This window comes from Mesorhizobium sp. B2-4-17 (genome assembly GCF_006441275.1).
Lineage (GTDB): Bacteria > Pseudomonadota > Alphaproteobacteria > Rhizobiales > Rhizobiaceae > Mesorhizobium.
In genome coordinates this window covers 23,202-44,801 of the sequence record NZ_VFUX01000012.1, presented here as the reverse complement: position 1 = coordinate 44,801, position 21,600 = coordinate 23,202, and the positions used below count along the sequence as shown (strand labels likewise).

Below are 21,600 nucleotides of genomic sequence, written 5' to 3'. Positions count from 1 at the left end.
TGCCTCTTCGGGTGTTTTGTGGTCTTGGGAGCCCGAAATCGCTTTTTCCCAGCGACCGTCTCATTCCCGGATCATCCCATCATGGCCAAGATCAATGGCAACGAAATCCGTCCCGGCTACGTCATCGAGCACGATGGCGGACTCTGGGTGGCGGTCAGGACCAACACCGTCAAGCCCGGCAAGGGCGGCGCCTACAACCAGGTCGAGCTGAAGAATCTCATCAACGGCACCAAGCTTAACGAGCGCTTCCGCTCAGCCGAGACGGTCGAGCAGATCCGGCTTGATCTCAAGGATTTTTCCTTCCTCTACGAGCAGGACGACGCGCTGGTGTTCATGGACACCCAAAGCTACGAACAGCTCGAGCTGAACAAGGACTTCGTCGGCGACCGCGCCGCGTTCCTGCAGGACGGCATGATGGTGACGGTGCAGCTCTACGAGGAGAGGCCGATCGGCATTTCGCTTCCCGACTATGTAACGCTGACCATCACCGAGGCCGATCCCGTGGTGAAGGGCCAGACGGCGGCATCCTCCTACAAGCCAGCGGTGCTGGAAAACGGCATCCGCGTTCTGGTGCCGCCCTTCATCGGCGCCGGCGAACGCATCATCGTCGACACCAACGAAATCACTTACGTGCGCCGCGCCGACTGATGCATGTCGCCCAAAAGTGGCCCCGGTTTTGGGTCACCGACATGCATCAGGACAAAGTTTAAAGCGCGGCAGCAGGAAGAAACTCTATGGCACGCTCAGCCCTTCTCAACGTCATGGTCCAGGCCGCAATGAAGGCCGGCCGCTCGCTGTCGCGCGACTTCGGCGAGGTCCAGAACCTGCAGGTCTCGATGAAGGGTCCGGGCGACTATGTCAGCCAGGCCGACCGCAAGGCCGAGGACATCGTTTTCGCCGAATTGTCGAAGGCGCGCCCGGGCTATGGCTTCCTGATGGAAGAGCGTGGCACGGTCGCCGGCGAAGACAGTCAGCACCGCTGGATCGTCGATCCGCTCGACGGCACCACCAATTTCCTGCACGGCATTCCGCTTTTCGCCGTCTCGATCGCGCTGGAGCGCCAGGGCCAGATCGTTGCCGGCGTCATCTACAATCCGGCCATGGACGAGCTCTATACGACCGAACGCGGCGGCGGCGCCTTCCTGAATGACCGCCGCCTGCGCGTCGCCGGCCGCGCCAAGCTGGTCGACGCCGTGATCGGCTGCGGCGTGCCGCATCTGGGGCGCGGCCAGCACGGCAATTTCCTGATTGAATTGCGCCACGTCATGGCCGAGGTCTCCGGTGTCAGGCGCCTTGGTTCAGCCTCGCTCGATCTCGCCTATGTCGCCGCCGGCCGTATGGACGGCTTCTGGGAAACCGGCCTGTCGGCCTGGGATATCGCCGCCGGCCTGCTGCTGATCCGCGAGGCGGGCGGCTTCGTCTCCGACATGGATGGCGGGCAGGACATGCTGGACAACGGTTCGGTCGTCGCCGGCAACGAGATCATCCAGCGCGCGCTGCTGAAGACGGTGAAAAAGCCGCTGCCGCCGCGTTGAAGCGCCGCAGTCGCAAAACCGCAAACAAAGCTTGAAATACTGTCCGGCGGTTTCCCAGATACGGGGTGACACAGGACGTGAGATGACCAACACACCGCCGCAACCCGATATTCCGTTCATCGGACGCTGGCACTATTCGCGCGCCGAGATGATCGCCGACGGCATCGTCCACGCTGTCGGCATCGTGCTGGCGATCGCGGCCGGCTCGGCACTGCTGGCGCTGGCGGCGTTTCGGGTCGGGCCGGGCGAATACATCGCCGCCGCCTTCTATGTCGTTTCGCTGCTCACCGTTCTGTCGGTGTCGCTGATCTACAATCTGTGGCCGGTGTCCTCACCGGTCAAATGGGTCCTGCGGCGCTTCGATCACGCTGCGATATATCTTCTGATCGCCGCCACCTACACGCCTTTTCTGGCCCAGCTCGGTGGCTCGCCGCTGGCCAGCGGGATGATCGCGCTGGTCTGGATCGCGGCGGCGACAGGCATCGCCATAAAGGTGTTTTTCCCCGGCCGCTTCGACCGGCTGGCGATCGGCTTCTATCTCGCCATCGGCTGGAGCGGCATCATTCTGGTCAAGCCACTGGTCGAAACGTTGCCAGCCACGTCGATCGTGCTCATCGCCGCCGGCGGCGTCGTCTATTCCTGCGGCGTCATTTTCTTCGCCTGGAAAGGGCTACGCTTCCACAACGCGTTGTGGCACGGCTTCGTCGTCACCGGCGCCGGCCTGCATCTGGCGGCCATGGTCGACTGTCTGGTCATCAACCGCCTTTGATCCTGGAAACCAAATTCGGTTTCCGAGCTGCAAACTTGCGCCAAGGCAATATTGCCAAGCGCCATTCAATTTGGTCACAATTCCGTTTAGAGTCGCGAACTACGTGATCGGCGGCAGCGGCATCGGAAACGGGGCACGGATGGCTTTTCTCAGATCCTTCGGCATGGGCAGGCGCTCCGACGTACTGATCTACGATCCGCATAAATTGTCGAGTCCGCAGGTTTTTCTGCTGACCATGGTCATCTTCCTTGCCATCGTAGCCTTCATCGCCGCCATCCTGACGCGGCAGGTCTCGACGGCTTTCGTCACCAATCCCGGGCTCAACGGGCTGATCATCGGCGTGCTGGTGGTCGGTATCCTGCTCGCCTTCGCCCAGGTCGGGCGGCTGTTTCGCGAGGTGCGCTGGGTCAACTCCTTCCGTGCCGGCTCGGAGACGACCGAACCGGTGCTGCTGGCGCCGATGAAAGCGATGATCGGCCGCTCCGCGACCATGGCCTTCTCGACCTCTTCGATGCGCACCATGCTCGATTCGATCGCCACGCGCCTCGACGAAAGCCGCGACACCTCGCGCTACCTGGTCGGGCTGCTGGTGTTCCTCGGCCTGCTCGGCACCTTCTGGGGCCTGTTGAACACGATCGGCTCGATCCGCGAGACCATCGAATCGCTTGATCCCGGCACCGGAGACGCGGCCGCGGTGCTCGAATCCCTCAAGCAGGGGCTGTCGGCGCCGCTGGCCGGCATGGGCACGGCCTTCTCGTCCTCGCTGTTCGGCCTGTCCGGCTCCCTCGTGCTCGGCTTCCTCGACCTGCAGGCGGGCCGCGCCCAGACCCGCTTCTACACCGAGCTTGAGAACTGGCTGTCCTCGGTCACCGATCTGTCGTCCGATATCGTCGTCTCCGATCCTGCCAAGGCCGAACCTTCCGATGAAATCCGTCTGTTGTCGGAGCGGCTGCGCAGCCTGCAGGAGAATGGCGGCGGCTCCAACCCGCGCGTCGCCACCGCCATGGCCAATCTCGCCGACGGCATTTCCGGCCTGGTCAAGAACATGCGGTCCGAGCAGCAGATCATGCGCGACTGGGTCGAGGCCCAGTCAGACGAGCAGAAGGCGATGCGCAACACGCTGGAAAAGATCGCCGATGCCCTGAAGAAGCCCGGGGTGCACTGACATGGCGCTCGCCAGGGGCCGGCGTACGGATCGCCGCATCGACTACTGGCCGGGCTTTGTCGACGCGCTGTCGACGCTGCTTCTGGCGATCATGTTCCTGCTCACCGTTTTCGTGCTGGCGCAGTTCCTGCTCGGCCGCGAGATTTCCGGCAAGGACGCCGTGCTTAACCGCCTCAACTCGCAGATCAACGAACTGACGCAGCTCCTGGCGCTGGAGCGGTCGACGACGCAGGACAAGGAGGATTCGCTGGCCAACCTGCAGGCGTCGCTTTCGGCGGCGCAGGCGGAAAAGAGCCGGCTCGAGCAGCTTTTGGCACAAGGCGCGGGAGCCGGCGACGCGGCCAACCAGCGCGCGGTCGCCCTGTCGGGCGAACTCGACAGCCAGCGCCAGATCAGTCAGCAGGCGCTGAGCCAGGTCGAGATCCTCAACCAGCAGATCGCCGCGCTCCGCAAGCAGATCGGAGCGCTGGAAGATGCGCTCAACGTTTCCGAGACCCGCGACCGCGATTCCAACACCAAGATCGCCGATCTCGGCCGCCGCCTGAACGTGGCACTGGCGCAGCGTGTTCAGGAACTGAACCGCTACCGCTCCGATTTCTTCGGGCGCCTGCGTGAAATCCTCGCCGACCGCGAAAATATCCGCATCGTCGGCGACCGCTTTGTCTTCCAGTCCGAGGTGCTGTTTCCGACCGGCTCCGAGGTGATCAACGACGCCGGCAAGGTCGAGATGAAGAAACTCGCCGACGCCATCATCGAGTTGCAGAAGGAAATCCCGCCCGAGATCAACTGGGTGCTGCGTGTCGACGGCCATACCGACAACAAGCCGCTCTCGGGTACTGGCCGCTACCGCGACAACTGGGAGCTGTCGACGGCGCGTTCGACCTCGGTGGTCAAGTTCCTGATCGAGAATGGCGTGCCGGCCAACCGGCTGGTCGCCGCCGGCTTCGGTGAATTCCAGCCACTTGATCCCGCCAATACCGACGAGGCGCGCAACAAGAACCGCCGCATTGAACTGAAGCTCACCGAACGGTGACTACTCATCACTTAAAAGTCACGCGAACTTGTTCACCGCCTCAACTCTAGCGCGCACATTGAATCCGGCAAGGGCTGAAAAGATTATCTTTTTTTAATTACACTTCGCACCGGAGCGCTCCTAGCTTGCTGCGCAGGGCCGAGAACCGCCGGCGATGCCTCCCATCGCGACGCGACGGAACCGGACGGCCCGCGTCCGGGACGCGGAGTGGCAAGACCGCTCCCTTCCCATGTAAAAGGAGGCGCCGTCATGCGCTCTTCAGCATCTCTCAAGATTGCAACCCTCACCGCGATTCTCATCGCCGCCCCGCTGGCGGGCGCCTATGCCGCAGGCCATCACAAGGGCGCGCTCGACGCGACCGATCCGACCGACATGACCGGCCCGCGCATCGAGGGCCTTATCGGACAGGTACAAGGTGTCCACCAGGGCATTGTGGACGCCAGGGACGCCAACAGCATCACCCCGGCCGTGGCGGAACGCCTGGAAATGCGCACCGCCCGCATCAGCCAGGCGGCCGAGAGGATCGCCGCATCGGATCATGGCAGGATACCGGCCGCCCAATACCATGATCTGCTGCGCCGTCTCGACAATGTCGACCAGAGGCTGAGGGTCGATACCGGCAGCGGCTTCATGATCGGCGACGGCGCCGACGGCGGGAACTATCCGAACGGCTGAGGAATTCCTTGTTCGCAAAGGTCCAAGAGGAAGGGACCACCTGGCGCCTTCGGGACCCCAATCCCGCGGGCGTCCTTTTCCTCACCAGCCGAGCCAGATCGCAATCAGGGCGATCGCCGCCGGCACGGTCTGGGCAAGCAGGATCTTGCGGCCGACCGTTGCGCCGCCGTAGAGGCCTGCAATGGCCACGCACAGCAGAAAGAAAACCTTGATCTGAAAGCCGGCGGCGCCGAGATAGAGCCCCCAGATCAGGCCGGCAGCGAGAAAACCGTTGTAGAGGCCCTGATTGGCGGCGAGCACCTTCGAGGCACTGGCGAATTCCGGCGTCAGGCGGAATGTCTTGTGCCCGCGCGGCGTGTCCCAGAGCACCATTTCGAGATAGACGATGTAGACATGGAGCAAGGCCACCAGCCCGACCACTATGTTGCCGATCATATGCTCCCCTTCCCGTGTTGCCGGCAGCATTTCATGCACGGCATAGACCGTGCAAGGAGCACCCGCCGGACGGCATCTGAGGGTTGCCAACGCATTTGCGTTGGTGTCTTTTCGCGCCGTCCTCAACCACGGAAGCCGCCATGTCCTTTCACAAACTCGACGACCTCGGCCACAAGCTCGAAGCGCTCGAGCACGCGCTTGCCATCCTCGGCGCCGACGAAGCGACCCACATGGCGGTCGGCGGTGGTGAGAAGCGTGCCGAGGCGATGGCGGCACTTGCCGGCATGTACCACACCAGGGCGACCGCGCCGGAAATATCCGACTGGATCGCCGCGGCCGAAAGCGAGGCGCTCGACGACGAGCAGCGCGCGGCTCTCGCCGAGTTGCGCCGGCAATATACCAACCTGACCTGCCTGCCGGTCGAATTCGTCGAACGCCTCACGACCGCACGCATGCGCTGCGAGCAACTGTGGCGCGACCTGCGCGCCAAGAACGACTGGGCAGGCTTCCAGCCGGCGCTCGAGGGCGTGGTGGCGCTGGTGCGCGAAGAAGCGGCCCTGCGCTCCGACGTGCTCGGCCTAGCCCCCTATGACGCGCTGATGGAGCAATACGACCCCGGCAACCGCACCGCCGACATCACCCCCGTCTTCGCCGACCTGAAAGCCTTCCTCAAAGGGTTCGTGCCGGAGGCGTTGGCGATACAGGACGCGCGGCTGCGCAAACATCCGCTGAAGCCGCTTTCGGGCACCTATCCGCTAGATCGCCAGCGCGAACTCGGCCTTGCGATGATGGCGGCGGTCGGTTTCGACCTCACGCACGGCTCGTTGTCTGTGTCGCACCACCCCTTCTGCGGCGGTGTGCCCAGCGACGTGCGCATCACCACCCGTTACAAGACATCGGATTTCCTGTCGGCTCTGATGGGCGTGCTGCACGAGACCGGCCATGCGCTCTACGAACAGAACCTGCCGAAAGCATGGTCGCACTGGCCGCTCGGCAAGGCACGCGGCATGGCCGTGCATGAAAGCCAGAGCCTGTTCGTCGAAAAGCAGATCGGCCGCAATCCTGCCTTCTGGCGCTGGGCGCTGCCGGTGGTGGAAAAGCATCTCGGCGAGGCCTGGTCGCTCGACGACATCCTGCCGCATGTGCATCGCGTCGAGCGCGGCCTGATCCGCGTCGACGCCGACGAGGTGACCTATCCCTTGCATGTCATCCTGCGCTACGAGCTTGAGCAGGAGCTGGTCTCGGGCGGGCTGGAGGTTGCCGAACTGCCGGAAGCCTGGGACGCCAAGATGCGCGACTATCTCGGTCTCTCCACCATCGACAATCCGGCCGACGGGCCAATGCAGGACGTCCATTGGCCGGGTGCCGCCTTCGGCTACTTCCCCTCCTATACGCTGGGGGCGATGATGGCGGCGCAGCAATGGGCCGCGCTGAGGCGGGAGCATCCTTCCGCCGACGACGACCTTGCCAAGGGGAATTTCGCGGCCATCAATGACTGGCGCCGCAGGAAGATTTGGTCGCAGGGGTCGCGCTGGTCGACGCCGGACCTGCTCGAACGCGCCACCGGCGAAAGGCTCAACGCCGTGTATTTCGTCAATCATCTGAAGCAGCGCTACGGCGGATAAGATCGGCCGTCGTGCCATCCCGCTTGCGCTGACCTGCGGCGGCTGCCGTCGAACAGGAATGCAATGAGGCATCCTTGCAGGACGGCAGCCTTGCGGGATCGCCTCTACTTTTCTATCACTGGTGGTATCCGACAGTGTCTTGCGAGACTTGCGGATCATGCGGGCTGGGGTGCTTTCCGGTGACATCTTCTGCGATCACACGGCTTTTCGTCTTGATTGCCTTGGCGATTTTCTGCGCGCCGGCCATGGCCGACACCGAAATCCACAAGGGCACCCCAGGCGCCCGGATCGATGCGATGCGGCTGGTCCAGGACACCATCCACTATGTGAGCCTGTCCATGGGCCGCGGCTCCTACATTCCCCGCAGTCCGAGCACGGTGATCGCCAGCGGCTTCGGCGATTGCAAGGACAAGGCCTTGCTTCTCGCCTCCAGCCTGCGCCGCCTCGGCGTTCAGGCCGATCCGGCCCTGACCGATCTCGACGGCGGGCTGGCACTTGGCGAGATGGTGCCGACCATCCGTGCCTTCGATCACGTCATCGTCAGGGCAACGATCAAAAGCCAGGTCTACTGGATCGACGCGAACAATTACCTGCAGGGCGGCAGGGCCGAGAATCTCGTTCCACCCGACTATGGCTTCGCCCTGCCGATTGTCGCCGGTAGCGCGCGGATGGAAAAGATGGAGCGCAAGGAGCTTTTCGAGCCTACCACCTTCGTCAGCGAGGCGTTCGACTTTCCCAAACTCAAGGGCGAAGCGCTGAAGCTGACGGTGCGCACGACCTATAGCGGCGCGGATGCCGACAGCATGCGCTACAGGCTGGTTTCGTCATCCGCCACCAAGCTCGCCGATGACTATCTCCAGTATTACAACCGGCAGTATCCAGGCATGAACAGCCTGGCGCCGTTGTCGACAGATGACGACCGCGACCGCAACATCGTCACGACGGTCGAATCCTACGAGCTTTCCGCTGGCGATCTCGATGCCGATGATCTCATCAAGAACTTCCCGCTCAAGGCCGATGTCGGCATCAGCAATCTGCCGGAGCCGGATATGGTCGGCAGGACCGGCCCAGTCTGGCTCGGCAGTCCGATGTTCAAGCGCCATCAGTGTACCGTCCACAACCTGAAGGCCGAGTTTGTCGGCCCCGAGAAGTCCAACGACGTGATCACGCCCTTTGTCGCCTTCAAGGCGCGCTGGTCGAGCGCGCCGACGGAGTTTCAGGTCGACTGGTTTTTCAAGGCGATCGGGGACCGGGTTCCCGCCAAGGAGATCGGCCCTTATCTGAAGTCGCGCAGGAAGATGGCCGACAACGCCTCCTGGAGTTACAATTTCGGCTACGCCGAAACCGAGGCGAACTGAGCGTTATCGGAAATTCCTTATTCCGCCGCGCCCCTGAAAGCGCTGGCGCCGGTCTCGAATTGCAGCTTGGCCAGCCGGGCATAGATGCCGCCCTTGGCGACCAGGCTCTGGTGCGTGCCTTCCTCGACGATACGGCCGCCATCCATGACCAGTATCCTGTCGGCCTTCAGCACTGTCGCCAAACGGTGCGCGATCACGATGGTCGTGCGGCCCTGCATCAGCCGTTCCAGCGCCATCTGCACCAGCGTCTCGCTTTCAGCGTCGAGCGCCGAGGTGGCTTCGTCGAGCAGCAGGATCGGCGCGTCGCGCAGGATGGCGCGCGCGATCGCCACACGCTGGCGTTGGCCGCCAGACAGCATCACGCCGCGCTCGCCGACCTGGCTGTCGTAGCCGTTCTCGAGCTTGAGGATGAATTCGTCGGCCAGCGCGTCCTTGGCCGCCGCCTCGATCGCGGCCTCGCTGGCGCCCGGGCGGCCGAAGCCGATATTGTCGCGCGCGCTGGCCGCGAAGATGGTGACATCCTGCGGCACGATGGCGATGCGCTCGCGCACCGCAACCGGAGCGGCCTCGCGCACGTCGACGCCATCGATCATGACCTTGCCGGTTTCGGGATCGTAGAAGCGCAGGATCAGCGAGAACACCGTGCTCTTGCCGGCCCCCGAGGAACCGACGATGGCCACCTTCTCGCCGGGCTTGACCGAAAAACTCAGGCCGTGGACGGCTGCGCGGTCGGGCCTTGCCGGATAGGAGAAGGAGACGTCGTCGAAGACGATCGCGCCCTTGGCGACCGCCGGCAGCGGCTTCGGCTCGGCCGGCGCCTGGATCGCCGGCTTCTCGGCCAGGATCTCGGTCAGCCGTTCGGCCGCGCCCGCTGCTTGCGCAAGTTCGCCCCAGACTTCCGACAGCGCGCCGAGCGCCCCGGCGGCGAACACCGAATAAAGCAGGAACTGCCCGAGCGTGCCCGGCGACAGATTGCCTGCGAGCACGTCGCGCGAGCCGAACCACAGCACCGCCACGACGGACGAGAAGATGGTGAAAATGGCGAAGAAGGTGAGGAACGAGCGCGCGAAGATCGAGGCGCGCGCCGCATCGAACGCAGCCTCCACCGCGCCGGAGAAGCGCCCGGTGACCAGATTTTCGTTGGTGAAGGCTTGCAGCGTGCGCACCGCGCCGATCTGCTCACTGGCATAGGCTGTCGCGTCCGCAAGCGTGTCCTGCGCCTGCCGCGACTTGCGCCGCACCGAGCGGCCAAAGGCGACCAGCGGCAGCACGATGATGGGAATGGCTGCTATGACCAGGCCGGATAGTTTCGGGCTGGTGACCACCATCATTCCCACAGCGCCAAGGCCCAGGATGACGTTGCGCAGCGCGACCGACGCTGTTGCGCCTACCGCCGATTTGACTTGTGTGGTGTCGGCGGCGAGCCGCGACACGATCTCGCCCGACTGGGCGGTGTCGAAGAAGGACGGCGACAGCATCGTCACATGGGCAAAGACATCGCGCCTGATATCGGCGACGACGCGCTCGCCGAGCGTGATGACGAAATAGTAGCGGCCTGCCGATGCCGCGGCCAGCACCGCGGCCATCGCCACCAATGCGGCGAAATATTCAGCGATGAAGGTGGTGCTGGGCGAGGAGAAACCGTGATCGATCATCCGCCTTACCGCCAGCGGCAGCGTCAATGTCGTTGCCGCCGCGATGACCAGCGAGATGACGGCGCCGACGACCAGCGTGCGATAGTGCCCGATATAGGGGAACAGGCGCCGGAGCGGCTTGAGCGAGCGTCTGCGCTCCTCTGCGCTGCTGGTTTGCGCCATACCGGTGTTTCCTCTAGCCGCCTTGTGATGCATGCGCCTCAATATGCGCTTGCCGCGGCCTTGTGATTCAATTTCGGCTGATGTATAGGCACGCCGACCGTTTTAGAAGCCGTGGCTCTGCAATAGCTGCGGCTTCGAGTTTTAAAAAGGGGCGCATCGACGCAGGCTTATGCCCGTCCGCCGCGCCGGCAAGCCAGGAACAGAGCCATGAAGACCGCTATCCATCCCGACTACCACACCATCAAGGTCGTCATGACCGACGGCACCGAATACATCACCCGTTCGACCTGGGGCAAGGAAGGCGATACGATGAATCTCGATATCGACCCGACCACCCATCCGGCCTGGACCGGCGGCCAGCAGACCCTGCTCGACCGCGGCGGCCGCCTGTCGAAGTTCAAGAAGCGCTTCGAAGGTTTCGGCCTCTAAGCCAGTTGCGCCTGCAGAATTCGAGAAACCCGCCCTCGTGGCGGGTTTTTTGTTGGGCAGAACTCCTTTCTCCCCGTCACTATACGGGGAGAGGAGCGCCGCCCCTGGCGGTTCCGCCAACTGTTAACGCGATAGGAAGCTCAACTGTCTATTCGCCCAGCAATTCCCTGAGTGCCATGCGCTTGTAGGCGGCGACCAGCCTGTCGCCTTCCTCGCGGTCGACGGAGATCGCCAGCCGCATCGCCGCCTCGCCCATTTGCCAGACCAGAAACGCGGTGGTCTCCAGGGAGACCGGATCGGCGCCGGGACGTAAGCGCTTCAGCACCGCGACGAGGAATTCGGCATTGGCTCGACTGTCGGCGAGTCCGAGTTGGCGCAGCGCCTTGTCGGCCTGCGTGCCCGACCAGATGTCGCGCATCACCGGCTCGGCCAGGAACAGCCGATAATAAATATCGACCAACTCCGAAAACGCCCGTCGCAACCCTTCAGCGTCACTGACGCCGGCGAGTGTCGCCGAGATGCAGGCCTGGCTTTCGGCGGTGTAGCGCTCGGCCAGCGCCCAGACGATCGCCCGCTTGTCTGGAAAGAACTGGTAGAGTGAGCCGATCGATACCCCTGCCCGTTCAGCCACTTCACCCATTCGCATGGCATCGCTGCCCTGCTCGGCAATCAGCGCCGAGGCCGCGGCCAACATGCGCTCGACCCGCTCGCGGCTGCGCTGCTGGCTCGGCGCCCGGCGCGGTGAAGCGATCTGCTCGTTGGCCGGTATGCCTTCCATGACTGTCTCCAACAAACGCCTATCACCGGAGATCGCTTGACTCGCAAAATACGAGGGTTTATCACGTTTTGCAAATATGAGGACTGCTCATGTTTTGAAGCGCAAATGCTCGGTGACCGCAACACTCACCGATGGCGTCCAGCGCGTGCTCGGCCGCGCCGGAAAGACTTCGCCGCCTACGCAACCGAAACCGCCGCCACCCAAATCTGGAGCAACTGACATGATCGCGAAATCTCTCCCCATCCTCACCTTCATCGCCGCGATCGGCGCCGGCGTCGTCGGCGGTGTGTTCTTCGCCTTTTCCAATTTCGTCATGCCGGCGCTCGCCCGCCTCCCGGCGGCGGGCGGCATTGCCGCCATGAATTCGATCAACATCACCGTCATCACGCCAACCTTCATGACGGCACTTTTCGGCACCGGACTGGTCTGCCTCGTGCTCATCGCCGGCGCGGTCGTCGGCTGGAGCCAGCCGGGCTCGTCCTGGCTGCTCGCCGGCGCGCTGATCTATCTTGTCGGCAATCCGATCGTGACCATGGTCTTCAACGTACCGCTCAACGATGCGTTGGCCGCTGTCGATCCGGCCAGCAGCAATGGCGGCGCCGTCTGGACCGGCTATCTCAGGGACTGGGTGATGTGGAACCACGTCCGCGCCGTCACCGCCATCGTCGCCCTGGGCTGCTTCATATTCGCATGGCAGTGAGGGCAGAAAGGTGTGTTGAGATTCAGGTCACTTGGGTACGCGAGCATCGGAAGCGCGGGAAACCATAATTTGCAGGCCGGCATCGCCTGAATATCAACGCAGCTTAAGTGGGGTCTTTTGACTTGTGGCCCTTGCGATCGGAATGGCCGAGATCGCGGTCGGGGTCGATGACGTCGCGCATCAGTTGCTTCAGCTTCGCCGCATCGGGAAAGCCGCCGTCGCGCTTGCGATCCCAGACCAGCACCTCGTTGCAGGAGATGGTGAAGATGCCGCCAGTGCCGGGCACCAGCGTCACTTCGCCGAGATCGGTGCCGAAGGTGGAGAGCAGCTCCTGCGCCATCCAGCCGGCGCGCAGCAACCACTGGCATTGCGTGCAATAGGTGATGCGGATGGCGGGCAGCGGCTTCTCGCTCATCCCAGGTTGAGCTCCGCTCATACCTGGTCGCTCACGCCGCGCTGAGCTTGGCCAAGGTCTCGTCGTCGACTTCGAAGTTGGCGTACACGCTTTGCACGTCGTCGTCGTCCTCGAGCGTGGCAACCAGCTTCATCAGCGACTGGGCGCGTTCCTCGTCGACCGGAACATTGTTCTGCGGCTGCCAGATAGGCTTTACCGATTCCGCTTCGCCGAGCGAAGCTTCCAGTGCCTTGGACACTTCGCCGAGATTCTCGAAGGAACAGTAGATGGTGTGGCCTTCCTCGTCCGACTCGACATCATCGGCACCGGCCTCGATGGCCGCCTCCATGACCTTGTCGGCACTGCCGGCGGAGGCCGGATAGTAGATCTCCCCGACCCGGTTCCACATGAATGAAACCGAACCGGTTTCGCCGAGCGCCCCACCGGCCTTGGTGAAGGCTGCACGCACATTGGAGGCCGAACGGTTGCGGTTGTCGGTCAGCGCCTCGACGATTAGCGCCACGCCGCCGGGACCATAACCTTCATAGCGCACGGCTTCGTAGTTTTCGGCATCGCCCATCGACGCCTTGTTGATGGCGCGCTGGATGTTGTCCTTCGGCATCGACACAGCCTTGGCGTTCTGGACGGCAAGGCGCAGGCGCGGGTTCATCGCCGGATCGGGCGTACCGGCCTTGGCGGCGACGGTGATTTCGCGCGCCAGCTTGGAAAACATTTTCGACCGCACCGCGTCCTGGCGGCCCTTGCGGTGCATGATGTTCTTGAACTGTGAATGGCCAGCCATGGCACCCCTGTCGTGTTCGGCTAGAGCATCGGCAGCCAGGTGAACTCCACCGGGCGTTTTGCAAAATGCTCTGATACAAATTTCAGAACGCCTCTGGCGTGTCCGTCAGGACGCAGGGCACTCTATCTCGGAATGGCCGGCTTATAGATAAATCGGCTCAATTCGTCCAGCCGCGCCATGGCGCGGGGGCACAGAACCCGCGACATTCCCCCAATCCGGAGATTTTCCGGTCGCGTTCAGCCTTCGAGATGCGATTCAGCCGGTCGATGATGCTGAGCGTACAACCCACTCAAAACTCAGTGTCCGCCGCCGGACTTCGACTTCTTCCGGCTGCGCGCCAGCATGTTGAGCCCTTCGACCAGCGCCGAAAAACCCATCGCCGCGTAGATGTAGCCCTTGGGCACATGATAGCCCATGCCGTCGGCGATCAGCGTCATGCCGATCATCAAGAGGAATCCCAGCGCCAGCATGACGATGGTCGGGTTCCTGGCGATGAAGTCCGCCAGCGGCCCGGCGGCCAGCATCATCACTGTGACTGCCGCGATCACGGCGACGTACATGATGACGATCTCGTCGGTCATGCCAACGGCGGTGATGATGGAATCGATCGAGAAGACGAGGTCGAGCAGCAGGATCTGGAAGATCGCACCGGCAAGCGAGATCTTGAGCGTCTCGCCCAACATCGCGTCCTGGTGATCCTCGGGATCGACGGTGTGATGGATTTCCTTGGTCGCCTTCCACACCAGGAACAGGCCACCGGCGATCAGGATCAGGTCGCGCCAGGAGAAACCATGGCCTAGCGCCGTGAACACCGGCGTCGTCAGTTGGACGATGATCGAGATGGTTGCGAGCAGCACCAGCCGCATGATCAGCGCCGCCGAGATGCCGAGCCGGCGGGCACGGGCCCTCTGCCCCTCGGGCAGCTTGTTGGTCAGGATCGAGATGAAAATCAGATTGTCGATGCCGAGTACAATCTCAAGCACCACGAGCGTCAATAACGCGACCCAGGCGGTTGGATCAGAAATGAATTGAAAATGCGGCGCCAGGAATTCAACGAGCTGCATGGAGGTCGTCCCCTCTGCGATCTAGAGCAGTTTCGTCGCCAGTTAGGTACTATACTCCAGCATATCAATATCACGACCAGAAGGACGGAGCCGTTTCTTCGAGCCGCGGCCCGCGACGAAACGGCGCGATCCGCTCGGTCAGTCCCGTGCGGTCGGAAATATCGACGCCGACACCACACAATGTCGCCGGTCCGGTCGCTGCCTCGAAACGCCCTTTCGGCACTTTCGACAGGAACCGGTTGAGCGGCTCCTCCTTGTCCATGCCAAGCGAGGAATCGTAGTCGCCGCACATGCCGGCATCGGAGATGTAGCCGGTGCCGCCGTTCAGGATCTGGTGATCGCCGGTCGGCTGGTGCGTGTGGGTGCCGACGACGAGGCTGGCGCGGCCGTCTACAAAATGCGCGAAGCACATCTTTTCCGAGGTCGCCTCGGCGTGGAAGTCGATGACCACCGCATCCGCTTGTTCGCCGAGCGGACAGGCGGCAAGCTCGCGCTCGCCAGCCTGGAACGGATCGTCGAGTTCGGGATGCATGAACACCCGGCCCATGATGTTGGCGACCAGCACGCGCGCGCCGCCTCTGGCGATGTAAACGCCGGAGCCGCGTCCGGGCGTGCCCTTGGGAAAATTGGACGGCCGCAGGAAGCGCTCTTCACGTGGCGCGAAGGCGAGTGCGTCGCGCTGGTCCCAGACATGGTTGCCGGTGGTCACGACATCGGCGCCGGCCGCGATGGTCTCGCGAAAGATCTCTTCGGTGATGCCGAAACCGCCGGCGGCGTTCTCGCCATTGACGATGACGAAATCGAGCTTGAAGTCGGAGATCAGGCCGGGCAGCTGTTCCCATACCGCCGTGCGGCCCGTCTTGCCGACCATGTCGCCGAGAAAGAGAAGTCTCATCTGCGCTTGATCCCGAAAAGTTGCATGACTTTTCGGCAAAGATCATGCGTTCCAAAGAACTATCTACAATTCTGGCGTGAAGCGGCGCAACCCGCTCTCGGTGAGTATTTCCGGGATGATGACATCATGGTCTTCGTCGGGCACCAGAGCGACCTCCTGGCAGTCGAAGGCAATTCCGATCAGCCGCGGCGGCTTTCCCTTGTCGACCAGCCTGGCGATGGCACGGTCATAATAGCCGGCGCCATAGCCGATGCGATGGCCACGCTTGTCGAAAGCGGCGAGCGGCACCAGCATCACCGAGGGGTCGAGCACCTCGGCCTCTTCGTGCGGGCCGACCGTGCCAAAGCCCATCTCGACCATCGGCGCGCCGCGCACCAGTTCGCGAAAGACGATGGTGGTCTTGTCGAGAATGGCAGGCAGGCAAAGCCTCGCGCCTTTCTCGCGCATGGCGAACATCAGCGGCCGCACGTCAACCTCCGAGCGCATTGGCCAGAAGCCGGAAACAACCTGGCCGGGCTCGAAGGCAATCTGATCGCGCGCCGTCTCGGCCATTTCCAGCGCGACTTCCACCCGCCAGAATTCATTGAGCGCATCGCGGCGTCCAAGTGCTTCCTTGCGCAGCTGTTTTTTCAGGTCTTTTAAGGATGTCATGTAACCACGGTAGAAAAGGTCAGATTTGGATGGAGTTTTAGGAGCGACGTTTTCTACCGCATGATCCACCGAAGTGTCAGCGGTTCGGTGACAAGATCATGCGCAAACGACAAACAGCGGAGCGAACTTTTTCATTCGTGAGCCCGCACAAAGTGGCGCGACGACAAAATCCGCCCAATATGGCCTTTTCGGTAGGTGACGATCCACACAACCGGTGGAGAGGTCGATCCCGGGTGCCTACAAAGTAGGTGGGCGCCGTGTGAGAAAACCCACGGGTCTTCCCAGGGACAGCTCCCTAAGGATCGTTAAGGCCCCGGGGAAAAGTGTCTCCTGCCGGGAAGCGCAGACCGTCTCGTCCAATATAGGCCGATGGTGCCCTGAGCACCAGAGAGTTGGCATTCTTTCCCTGCGGTTCTCACGGCTCGCCATCACCTGCCCACTCTTGCGCCGGCAGGGCCGCATCCTTACGGTCGCCCGGAACGAACCGAGGAGCAAAGATGCGTTTCGAAGGCACGGCGGCCTATGTCGCCGACAAGGACCTGATGGTGGCGGTCAACGCGGCGATCGCCCTGGAGCGGCCCCTACTGGTCAAGGGCGAGCCGGGCACCGGCAAGACGGAGCTTGCCCGCCAGGTTGCGGCGGCACTTGGTCTGGAGCTCATCGAATGGCACATCAAATCGACGACGCGGGCGCAGCAAGGCCTTTATGAGTATGACGCCGTATCGCGCCTGCGCGACAGCCAGCTCGGCGATGGCAGGTTCAACGACATCAAGAACTACATCAAGCGCGGCAAGCTTTGGGACGCTTTTGCCGCCGGCAAGAAGGTCGTGCTTCTGATCGACGAGATCGACAAGGCCGATATCGAGTTCCCCAACGACCTCTTGCAGGAACTCGATCGGATGGAGTTCTTCGTCTATGAGACCGGCGAGACCATCCGCGCCGCCGTCAGGCCGATCGTCATCATCACCTCCAACAACGAGAAGGAACTGCCGGACGCCTTTCTGCGCCGCTGCTTCTTCCACTACATCCGCTTTCCCGACGTCGACACGCTGCACAAAATCGTCGACGTGCACTATCCCGGCATCAAGCAGAACCTGGTGCGGGCGGCGTTGACCCAGTTCTACGAAATCCGTGAGGTGCCGGGGCTGAAGAAGAAGCCGTCGACCTCCGAGGCGCTCGACTGGATCCGGCTTCTGGTCGCCGACGACACCGCGCCTGAGGATCTACGCGCCGACCCGAAGAACGCCCTGCCGAAACTGCACGGCGCGCTGCTCAAGAACGAGCAGGACGTGCATCTGTTCGAGCGCCTTGCCTTCATGGCGAGACGGCAGGGCTAGGCTGACAGCAACAGCGCTTTCCCACGCTGTGGACCGTTGCCGGCAAGCGGCCATTGACGCAGCTTCGGGCCGAAGCATCGAAGGGAACCAGAAATGTCCGAAATCATCGTCCGGCCGCTCGCGCAATCCGACCACGCCGACTGGCGCCGCCTGTGGACCGACTATCTGACCTTCTACGAGACGAAGCTGCCGGAAGAGGTTTACGCCCTCACCTGGAAACGGCTGTTCACGGAAGGCGAATTCGAGCCGAAGGGTTTTATCGCAACGCTCGACGGCAAGGCTGTCGGCCTCACCCATTATCTCTACCATCGCTCCGGCTGGTCGGAGAAAAACAACTGCTACCTGCAGGATCTGTTCGCCGACCCGGATGTGCGCGGTAAGGGCATAGGGGCGGCCCTGATCGAAGCCGTGAAGCAGGAGGCCGGCAAGATTGGCGTCAAGAACGTCTACTGGATGACGCACGAGACCAACGCCACCGCGCGCAAGCTCTACGACCGTGTCGCGCGCCGCACCGGCTTCATCGAGTATGATCTGCTCTGATGAAATCGCCGGCAGAGCGCGCAAGGCTGATCTGGAACGCTGACCGGTTTGAGGCTCTGAAACACATAAGCGCGGTCTTGCAGGAAAGCGAGTTCCAGCCGCTCTATGCCAGCTATATCGGATATCTCGAGTTGCGGGAGCGCGGGCTAAGAAAGCAGTCCTTCGCGCAACTTGATGCCTTTATCGAACAGATAGTATCTGATCCATTCGAGATTCGACTGTCCGTCGTCCGGCATCTCATCGGTGCAATTGAAGGCTGTTGGCATAGTTGGCCTGCACCGGACAACTGGCAATTGCCCGAACAAGCGTTTCGGCGCCTGATTGGACCTCTCTGGCAGGAGTGGCGGCAACGGGAACCTGCCAATCCCGAGGCTTGGGTGTATAGCTTCGGCAATCTGTCGCATGACGTTGATTGCAGGGAGGTTGCATTCCTGTTGGACCCAGCTCATCCACGCTATCAGTATGCTCATCTGGATGGTCTGTGTCGGCAGTTGAACTACGAACTGCACGAACTCGGGCACACCGAACGGATTCTTTGCGTCCCGGAACATTTTAGCGAACTGACCAACTCGGTTTCCACCGTCGCGGGGGCAATCGGTGACAACATAGCTGATGAGGTGGTGCAAACGCCTGCTAAACTGAACGAGCTGGCGGCTGCCTATCGCAACCACCGGGAGGAGAGAGGCGGCTTCCTGCGGGAACTCCTGCTGCTCGGTCGCCAGGACCTTATCGACTTCCCCATATTGCCCGCCAGACGATGGTTTCGCGTCCTGCCTACTTTCCTCTTTGTTGGATAGGTTATGTTCATCCCCTTCTTCCTCGAGCTGAAAGCCGCACGTGTTCCCGTTTCGCTGCGGGAATATCTGTCGTTGCTGGAGGGGCTGGAAGCCGGGCTGGTCGACTACGATGTCGAGGGTTTTTACTACCTCGCCCGCACCGCGCTGGTGAAGGATGAGCGCCACATCGACCGCTTCGACCAGGTGTTCGGGCATGTTTTCAGGGGCGTCGAGGCCTTGGGCGGCCCGGATGCCGTCGATGTCGCCGACATTCCCGAGGAATGGCTGCGCCGCCTAACTGAAAAGCACCTGACCGAGGAAGAGAAAAAGCTGGTCGCAGCACTTGGCGGTTTCGACAAGCTGATGGAGACGCTGAAACAGCGGCTCGAGGAACAGAAGGGGCGTCATCAGGGTGGCTCGAAATGGATCGGCACCGGCGGCACCTCGCCCTTCGGCGCCTATGGCTACAATCCCGAAGGCGTGCGCATCGGTCAGCACGAAAGCCGCAACCGCCGCGCGGTCAAGGTGTGGGACAAGCGCGAGTTCCGCAATTTCGACGATGCGGTCGAGCTTGGCACCCGCAACATCAAGATCGCCTTGAAGCGGCTGCGCCGCTGGGTGCGCGAGGGTGCTGAGGAAGAATTCGACCTGCCCGGCACCATCCATGCCACGGCCGAGCACGGCTATCTCGACGTGCGGACGCGGCCCGAGCGCCGCAATGCGGTGAAGCTTCTGATGTTCTTCGATGTCGGCGGCTCGATGGATGACCATGTCAAGAGCGTCGAAGAGCTGTTTTCGGCCGCCCGCGCCGAGTTCCGCCAACTTGAATATTTCTACTTCCACAATTGCCTCTATGAGGGCGTGTGGAAGGACAACCGACGCCGCCATGCCGAGACGGTTCCGACCTTCGATCTCATCCACAAATACGGGCCGGACTACAAGGTGATTATCGTCGGCGATGCCTCGATGAGCCCCTACGAGATCGCGCACCCCGGCGGTTCGGTAGAGCACTGGAATCCGGAGGCCGGCGCCGTCTGGCTTGGCCGCCTCTTGCAGCAATGGCCGAACGCGGTTTGGCTCAATCCGGAGAGCGAAAAGAACTGGGGCTACACCCATTCCATCGCCATGATCCGCGATATCTTCGGCGGCCGCATGTTCCCGCTGACGCTCGCCGGGCTTGAGGCCGCGACGAAGCAGCTTTCAAGGAAGCACTGAGCCTCGGGACACATCGGTGCTGGGCAGGCGTGTAACAAATGCCTATGTTGACGCGAATATGAGGCTGCAACCAATAACGAGCCGCCAAGGCTGAGGAGATCAAATGGACACCCACACCTACCCCGTCACCCGCACCGATGCCGAATGGCGCGCCCGGCTGACACCGGAGCAATATGCCGTCATGCGCGGCCATGGCACCGAGCAGCCGGGAAGCTGCGCCCTGCTCCACGAGAAGCGCGCCGGCACCTTTTCTTGTGCGGGCTGCGACCAGCCGCTGTTTGAATCCAAGTTGAAGTTCGAGAGCGGCACGGGCTGGCCGAGCTTCAACGACCCGGTCCCGGGCTCGGTGGAGACCACGGTCGACCGCAGCTACGGAATGGTCCGCACCGAATGCCACTGCGCCCGTTGCGGCAGCCATCTCGGCCATGTTTTCGAGGATGGCCCGCCGCCGACCGGCCTGCGCTACTGCATCAACGGCGTGGCCTTGAAATTCGAGCCGGCGGCCTGAACAGGGCCCGGTCGACATTTCCTGCGAAGGGCGGCTCCGGCCGCCCTTTTTCATAGGCAGGCAGCCCGCGTCAGACGACGACTGTCGCGATCAGCCAGAGCGCCGACCCCAGCATGACGAGCGAAGCCTTGGCGCCGCCAACTTTCTCGGCCGTCCGCCACACGGCCCATGTCAGGAAGATGTTGTAAGGCACCGGCGCGAAATGCACCGCCAGCACCAGGACAAGCGGCAGCTTCAGGCTGAGCAGGACAAGTGCCGCCACCGATGAGGCGATGCTGATAGTGGTGGCTACGAAGACCATGTCGCGCCAGAACAAGCGATCGAGCGGCACGGTGCCGCGCCAGCGCGAACGGAAGAAACCGGTTTTGTCGCCGATTCCCCTGGGCACCGCGCCCGATGGATCAACCTCGTTCATCAATCGAGCCTCGCTTAAGTGCAACGCCGAAGGTTTCGGCCGCGTATCGACGGCAGGACGCCACGAAATTCGGCGCTGACAATGCAGAAATCTGCCGTCAAAGCGTGTACGATCACAGAACTGTGACACTCATCATATTCTGTCATTTGCAGCGCAAACACGGAGGAGTTCGCAATGGGCGACCATGTCTACAATGTCCTCTTTCTCTGCAACGCCAACTCGGCCCGGTCGATCATGGGCGAGGCCATTCTCAATCGTCTCGGTGCCGGCCGCTTCAAGGCTTATTCCGCCGGCTCGCGGCCGAAGGGAACCGTCAACCCCCATGCGCTGCAGCTGCTGGAGAGCCTGAACTACGACACGTCCTTCGCCAGGTCGAAAAGTTGGGACGAGTTTTCCAAACCCGGCGCACCGGAAATGAACTTCGTCTTCACCGTCTGCGACAGCACGGCCAATGAAAGCTGTCCGGTGTGGCCCGGCCATCCGATGACGGCACTTTGGGCGGTACCGGATCCGGCCAAGGCCGAAGGCACCGAAGCCGAGCGGCATTTTGCTTTCGCCGAGGCCTTTCGCATGATGAGCAACCGCATCGCACTGTTCGTAAACCTGCCGATAGGATCTCTCGATCGACTGGCTCTGCAGCAGGAGCTGGACGAAATTGGCCATGATGAGCGATCAAACTGAAGC

General features: G+C 62.4%; 26 protein-coding genes and 1 other RNA gene. 16 read left to right on the top strand and 11 right to left on the bottom strand.

Features of this window, described 5'->3' with window-relative positions; translation table 11 throughout:
• Nucleotides 1-81: 81 nt before the first annotated feature.
• The 6 genes from efp (at nucleotide 82) to FJ548_RS11470 (ending at nucleotide 5,177) form a co-directional block, all read left to right on the top strand.
• Complete coding sequence (gene efp / locus FJ548_RS11495) at nucleotides 82-648, top strand: elongation factor P (RefSeq protein WP_019861758.1); 567 nt, start codon at nucleotides 82-84, stop codon at nucleotides 646-648.
• Between the two features lie 86 nt (nucleotides 649-734).
• Nucleotides 735-1,535 (top strand): inositol monophosphatase family protein, encoded by an 801-nt coding sequence (locus FJ548_RS11490; protein ID WP_140608328.1) that lies wholly within the window; start codon nucleotides 735-737, stop codon nucleotides 1,533-1,535.
• A gap of 82 nt (nucleotides 1,536-1,617) precedes the next feature.
• Nucleotides 1,618-2,304, top strand: coding sequence for a hemolysin III family protein (locus FJ548_RS11485; RefSeq protein ID WP_140608330.1), 687 nt, complete (start codon nucleotides 1,618-1,620; stop codon nucleotides 2,302-2,304).
• Nucleotides 2,305-2,443: 139 nt separating this feature from the next.
• Entirely contained in the window at nucleotides 2,444-3,469 is a 1,026-nt protein-coding gene (locus FJ548_RS11480; protein ID WP_140608332.1) for a MotA/TolQ/ExbB proton channel family protein, read from the top strand.
• A gap of 1 nt (nucleotide 3,470) precedes the next feature.
• Nucleotides 3,471-4,502, top strand: a complete 1,032-nt coding sequence (locus FJ548_RS11475; RefSeq protein WP_140608334.1) for a peptidoglycan -binding protein — start codon at nucleotides 3,471-3,473, stop codon at nucleotides 4,500-4,502.
• A 249-nt stretch (nucleotides 4,503-4,751) separates the two neighbouring features.
• Entirely contained in the window at nucleotides 4,752-5,177 is a 426-nt protein-coding gene (locus tag FJ548_RS11470; RefSeq protein WP_140608336.1) for a hypothetical protein, read from the top strand.
• 81 nt (nucleotides 5,178-5,258) lie between these two features.
• Here FJ548_RS11470 and FJ548_RS11465 read toward each other — a convergent pair whose 3' ends face one another.
• Nucleotides 5,259-5,612: a DUF1304 domain-containing protein gene (locus tag FJ548_RS11465; RefSeq protein WP_140608338.1), complete on the bottom strand. Its 354-nt coding sequence runs from the start codon at nucleotides 5,610-5,612 to the stop codon at nucleotides 5,259-5,261.
• Nucleotides 5,613-5,752: 140 nt separating this feature from the next.
• On the opposite strand from FJ548_RS11465, the gene FJ548_RS11460 reads away from it, so the two are divergent.
• Complete coding sequence (locus FJ548_RS11460) at nucleotides 5,753-7,237, top strand: carboxypeptidase M32 (RefSeq protein ID WP_140777925.1); 1,485 nt, start codon at nucleotides 5,753-5,755, stop codon at nucleotides 7,235-7,237.
• 115 nt (nucleotides 7,238-7,352) lie between these two features.
• Here FJ548_RS11460 and FJ548_RS30725 read toward each other — a convergent pair whose 3' ends face one another.
• Complete coding sequence (locus tag FJ548_RS30725; protein ID WP_264296484.1) at nucleotides 7,353-7,484, bottom strand: hypothetical protein; 132 nt, start codon at nucleotides 7,482-7,484, stop codon at nucleotides 7,353-7,355.
• Between FJ548_RS30725 and FJ548_RS11455 the strand changes: the two genes are divergently transcribed.
• Nucleotides 7,483-8,595: a hypothetical protein gene (locus FJ548_RS11455; protein WP_181165546.1), complete on the top strand. Its 1,113-nt coding sequence runs from the start codon at nucleotides 7,483-7,485 to the stop codon at nucleotides 8,593-8,595. The two genes, FJ548_RS30725 and FJ548_RS11455, sit on opposite strands and share 2 nt — an antisense overlap.
• Nucleotides 8,596-8,612: 17 nt before the next feature.
• On the opposite strand, the gene FJ548_RS11450 is transcribed toward FJ548_RS11455, so the two are convergent.
• Entirely contained in the window at nucleotides 8,613-10,412 is a 1,800-nt protein-coding gene (locus FJ548_RS11450) for an ABC transporter transmembrane domain-containing protein (RefSeq protein ID WP_140777924.1), read from the bottom strand.
• A gap of 207 nt (nucleotides 10,413-10,619) precedes the next feature.
• On the opposite strand from FJ548_RS11450, the gene rpmE reads away from it, so the two are divergent.
• Nucleotides 10,620-10,841, top strand: a complete 222-nt coding sequence (rpmE, locus tag FJ548_RS11445; protein WP_140777923.1) for a 50S ribosomal protein L31 — start codon at nucleotides 10,620-10,622, stop codon at nucleotides 10,839-10,841.
• Between the two features lie 148 nt (nucleotides 10,842-10,989).
• Here rpmE and FJ548_RS11440 read toward each other — a convergent pair whose 3' ends face one another.
• Nucleotides 10,990-11,619 (bottom strand): TetR/AcrR family transcriptional regulator, encoded by a 630-nt coding sequence (locus FJ548_RS11440; protein WP_140777922.1) that lies wholly within the window; start codon nucleotides 11,617-11,619, stop codon nucleotides 10,990-10,992.
• A gap of 220 nt (nucleotides 11,620-11,839) precedes the next feature.
• Here FJ548_RS11440 and FJ548_RS11435 point away from each other — a divergent pair, with 220 nt between their 5' ends.
• Nucleotides 11,840-12,319: a DUF1772 domain-containing protein gene (locus FJ548_RS11435; protein WP_181168776.1), complete on the top strand. Its 480-nt coding sequence runs from the start codon at nucleotides 11,840-11,842 to the stop codon at nucleotides 12,317-12,319.
• A 103-nt stretch (nucleotides 12,320-12,422) separates the two neighbouring features.
• On the opposite strand, the gene FJ548_RS11430 is transcribed toward FJ548_RS11435, so the two are convergent.
• The 6 genes from FJ548_RS11430 to ssrS form a co-directional block, all read right to left on the bottom strand.
• Entirely contained in the window at nucleotides 12,423-12,734 is a 312-nt protein-coding gene (locus tag FJ548_RS11430) for a SelT/SelW/SelH family protein (protein ID WP_140694837.1), read from the bottom strand.
• A 31-nt stretch (nucleotides 12,735-12,765) separates the two neighbouring features.
• Nucleotides 12,766-13,515: a YebC/PmpR family DNA-binding transcriptional regulator gene (locus FJ548_RS11425; RefSeq protein WP_140777921.1), complete on the bottom strand. Its 750-nt coding sequence runs from the start codon at nucleotides 13,513-13,515 to the stop codon at nucleotides 12,766-12,768.
• A gap of 296 nt (nucleotides 13,516-13,811) precedes the next feature.
• Nucleotides 13,812-14,579, bottom strand: a complete 768-nt coding sequence (locus FJ548_RS11420) for a TerC family protein (RefSeq protein WP_140777920.1) — start codon at nucleotides 14,577-14,579, stop codon at nucleotides 13,812-13,814.
• Nucleotides 14,580-14,649: 70 nt separating this feature from the next.
• Nucleotides 14,650-15,474: a YmdB family metallophosphoesterase gene (locus FJ548_RS11415; RefSeq protein ID WP_140777919.1), complete on the bottom strand. Its 825-nt coding sequence runs from the start codon at nucleotides 15,472-15,474 to the stop codon at nucleotides 14,650-14,652.
• A gap of 63 nt (nucleotides 15,475-15,537) precedes the next feature.
• Nucleotides 15,538-16,125, bottom strand: coding sequence for a 5-formyltetrahydrofolate cyclo-ligase (locus FJ548_RS11410; protein WP_140777918.1), 588 nt, complete (start codon nucleotides 16,123-16,125; stop codon nucleotides 15,538-15,540).
• Nucleotides 16,126-16,321: 196 nt separating this feature from the next.
• Nucleotides 16,322-16,477: non-coding RNA, 6S RNA (ssrS, locus tag FJ548_RS11405), on the bottom strand.
• A gap of 145 nt (nucleotides 16,478-16,622) precedes the next feature.
• Between ssrS and FJ548_RS11400 the strand changes: the two genes are divergently transcribed.
• The 5 genes from FJ548_RS11400 to msrB all read left to right on the top strand — a co-directional run bounded on the left by FJ548_RS11400 (nucleotide 16,623) and on the right by msrB (nucleotide 20,501).
• Entirely contained in the window at nucleotides 16,623-17,462 is an 840-nt protein-coding gene (locus FJ548_RS11400; protein ID WP_140777917.1) for a MoxR family ATPase, read from the top strand.
• 93 nt (nucleotides 17,463-17,555) lie between these two features.
• Nucleotides 17,556-18,002: a GNAT family N-acetyltransferase gene (locus FJ548_RS11395; RefSeq protein ID WP_140608360.1), complete on the top strand. Its 447-nt coding sequence runs from the start codon at nucleotides 17,556-17,558 to the stop codon at nucleotides 18,000-18,002.
• The gene (locus FJ548_RS11390; RefSeq protein WP_140777916.1) at nucleotides 18,002-18,799 is read left to right on the top strand and encodes a hypothetical protein; all 798 of its coding nucleotides are present in this window, start codon (nucleotides 18,002-18,004) and stop codon (nucleotides 18,797-18,799) included. Before FJ548_RS11395 ends, FJ548_RS11390 begins: the two co-directional genes overlap by 1 nt.
• Before the next feature lie 3 nt (nucleotides 18,800-18,802).
• Complete coding sequence (locus FJ548_RS11385; protein WP_140777915.1) at nucleotides 18,803-19,993, top strand: VWA domain-containing protein; 1,191 nt, start codon at nucleotides 18,803-18,805, stop codon at nucleotides 19,991-19,993.
• 103 nt (nucleotides 19,994-20,096) lie between these two features.
• Complete coding sequence (gene msrB / locus FJ548_RS11380; protein WP_140777914.1) at nucleotides 20,097-20,501, top strand: peptide-methionine (R)-S-oxide reductase MsrB; 405 nt, start codon at nucleotides 20,097-20,099, stop codon at nucleotides 20,499-20,501.
• A 70-nt stretch (nucleotides 20,502-20,571) separates the two neighbouring features.
• Here the strand turns inward: msrB and FJ548_RS11375 are convergent, their stop codons facing one another.
• Nucleotides 20,572-20,916 (bottom strand): hypothetical protein, encoded by a 345-nt coding sequence (locus FJ548_RS11375; protein WP_140761001.1) that lies wholly within the window; start codon nucleotides 20,914-20,916, stop codon nucleotides 20,572-20,574.
• Nucleotides 20,917-21,090: 174 nt separating this feature from the next.
• Here FJ548_RS11375 and FJ548_RS11370 point away from each other — a divergent pair, with 174 nt between their 5' ends.
• A complete protein-coding gene (locus tag FJ548_RS11370; RefSeq protein ID WP_140694816.1) occupies nucleotides 21,091-21,597 on the top strand; it encodes an arsenate reductase ArsC in 507 nt (168 codons plus the stop codon).
• Nucleotides 21,598-21,600 lie beyond the last annotated feature (3 nt).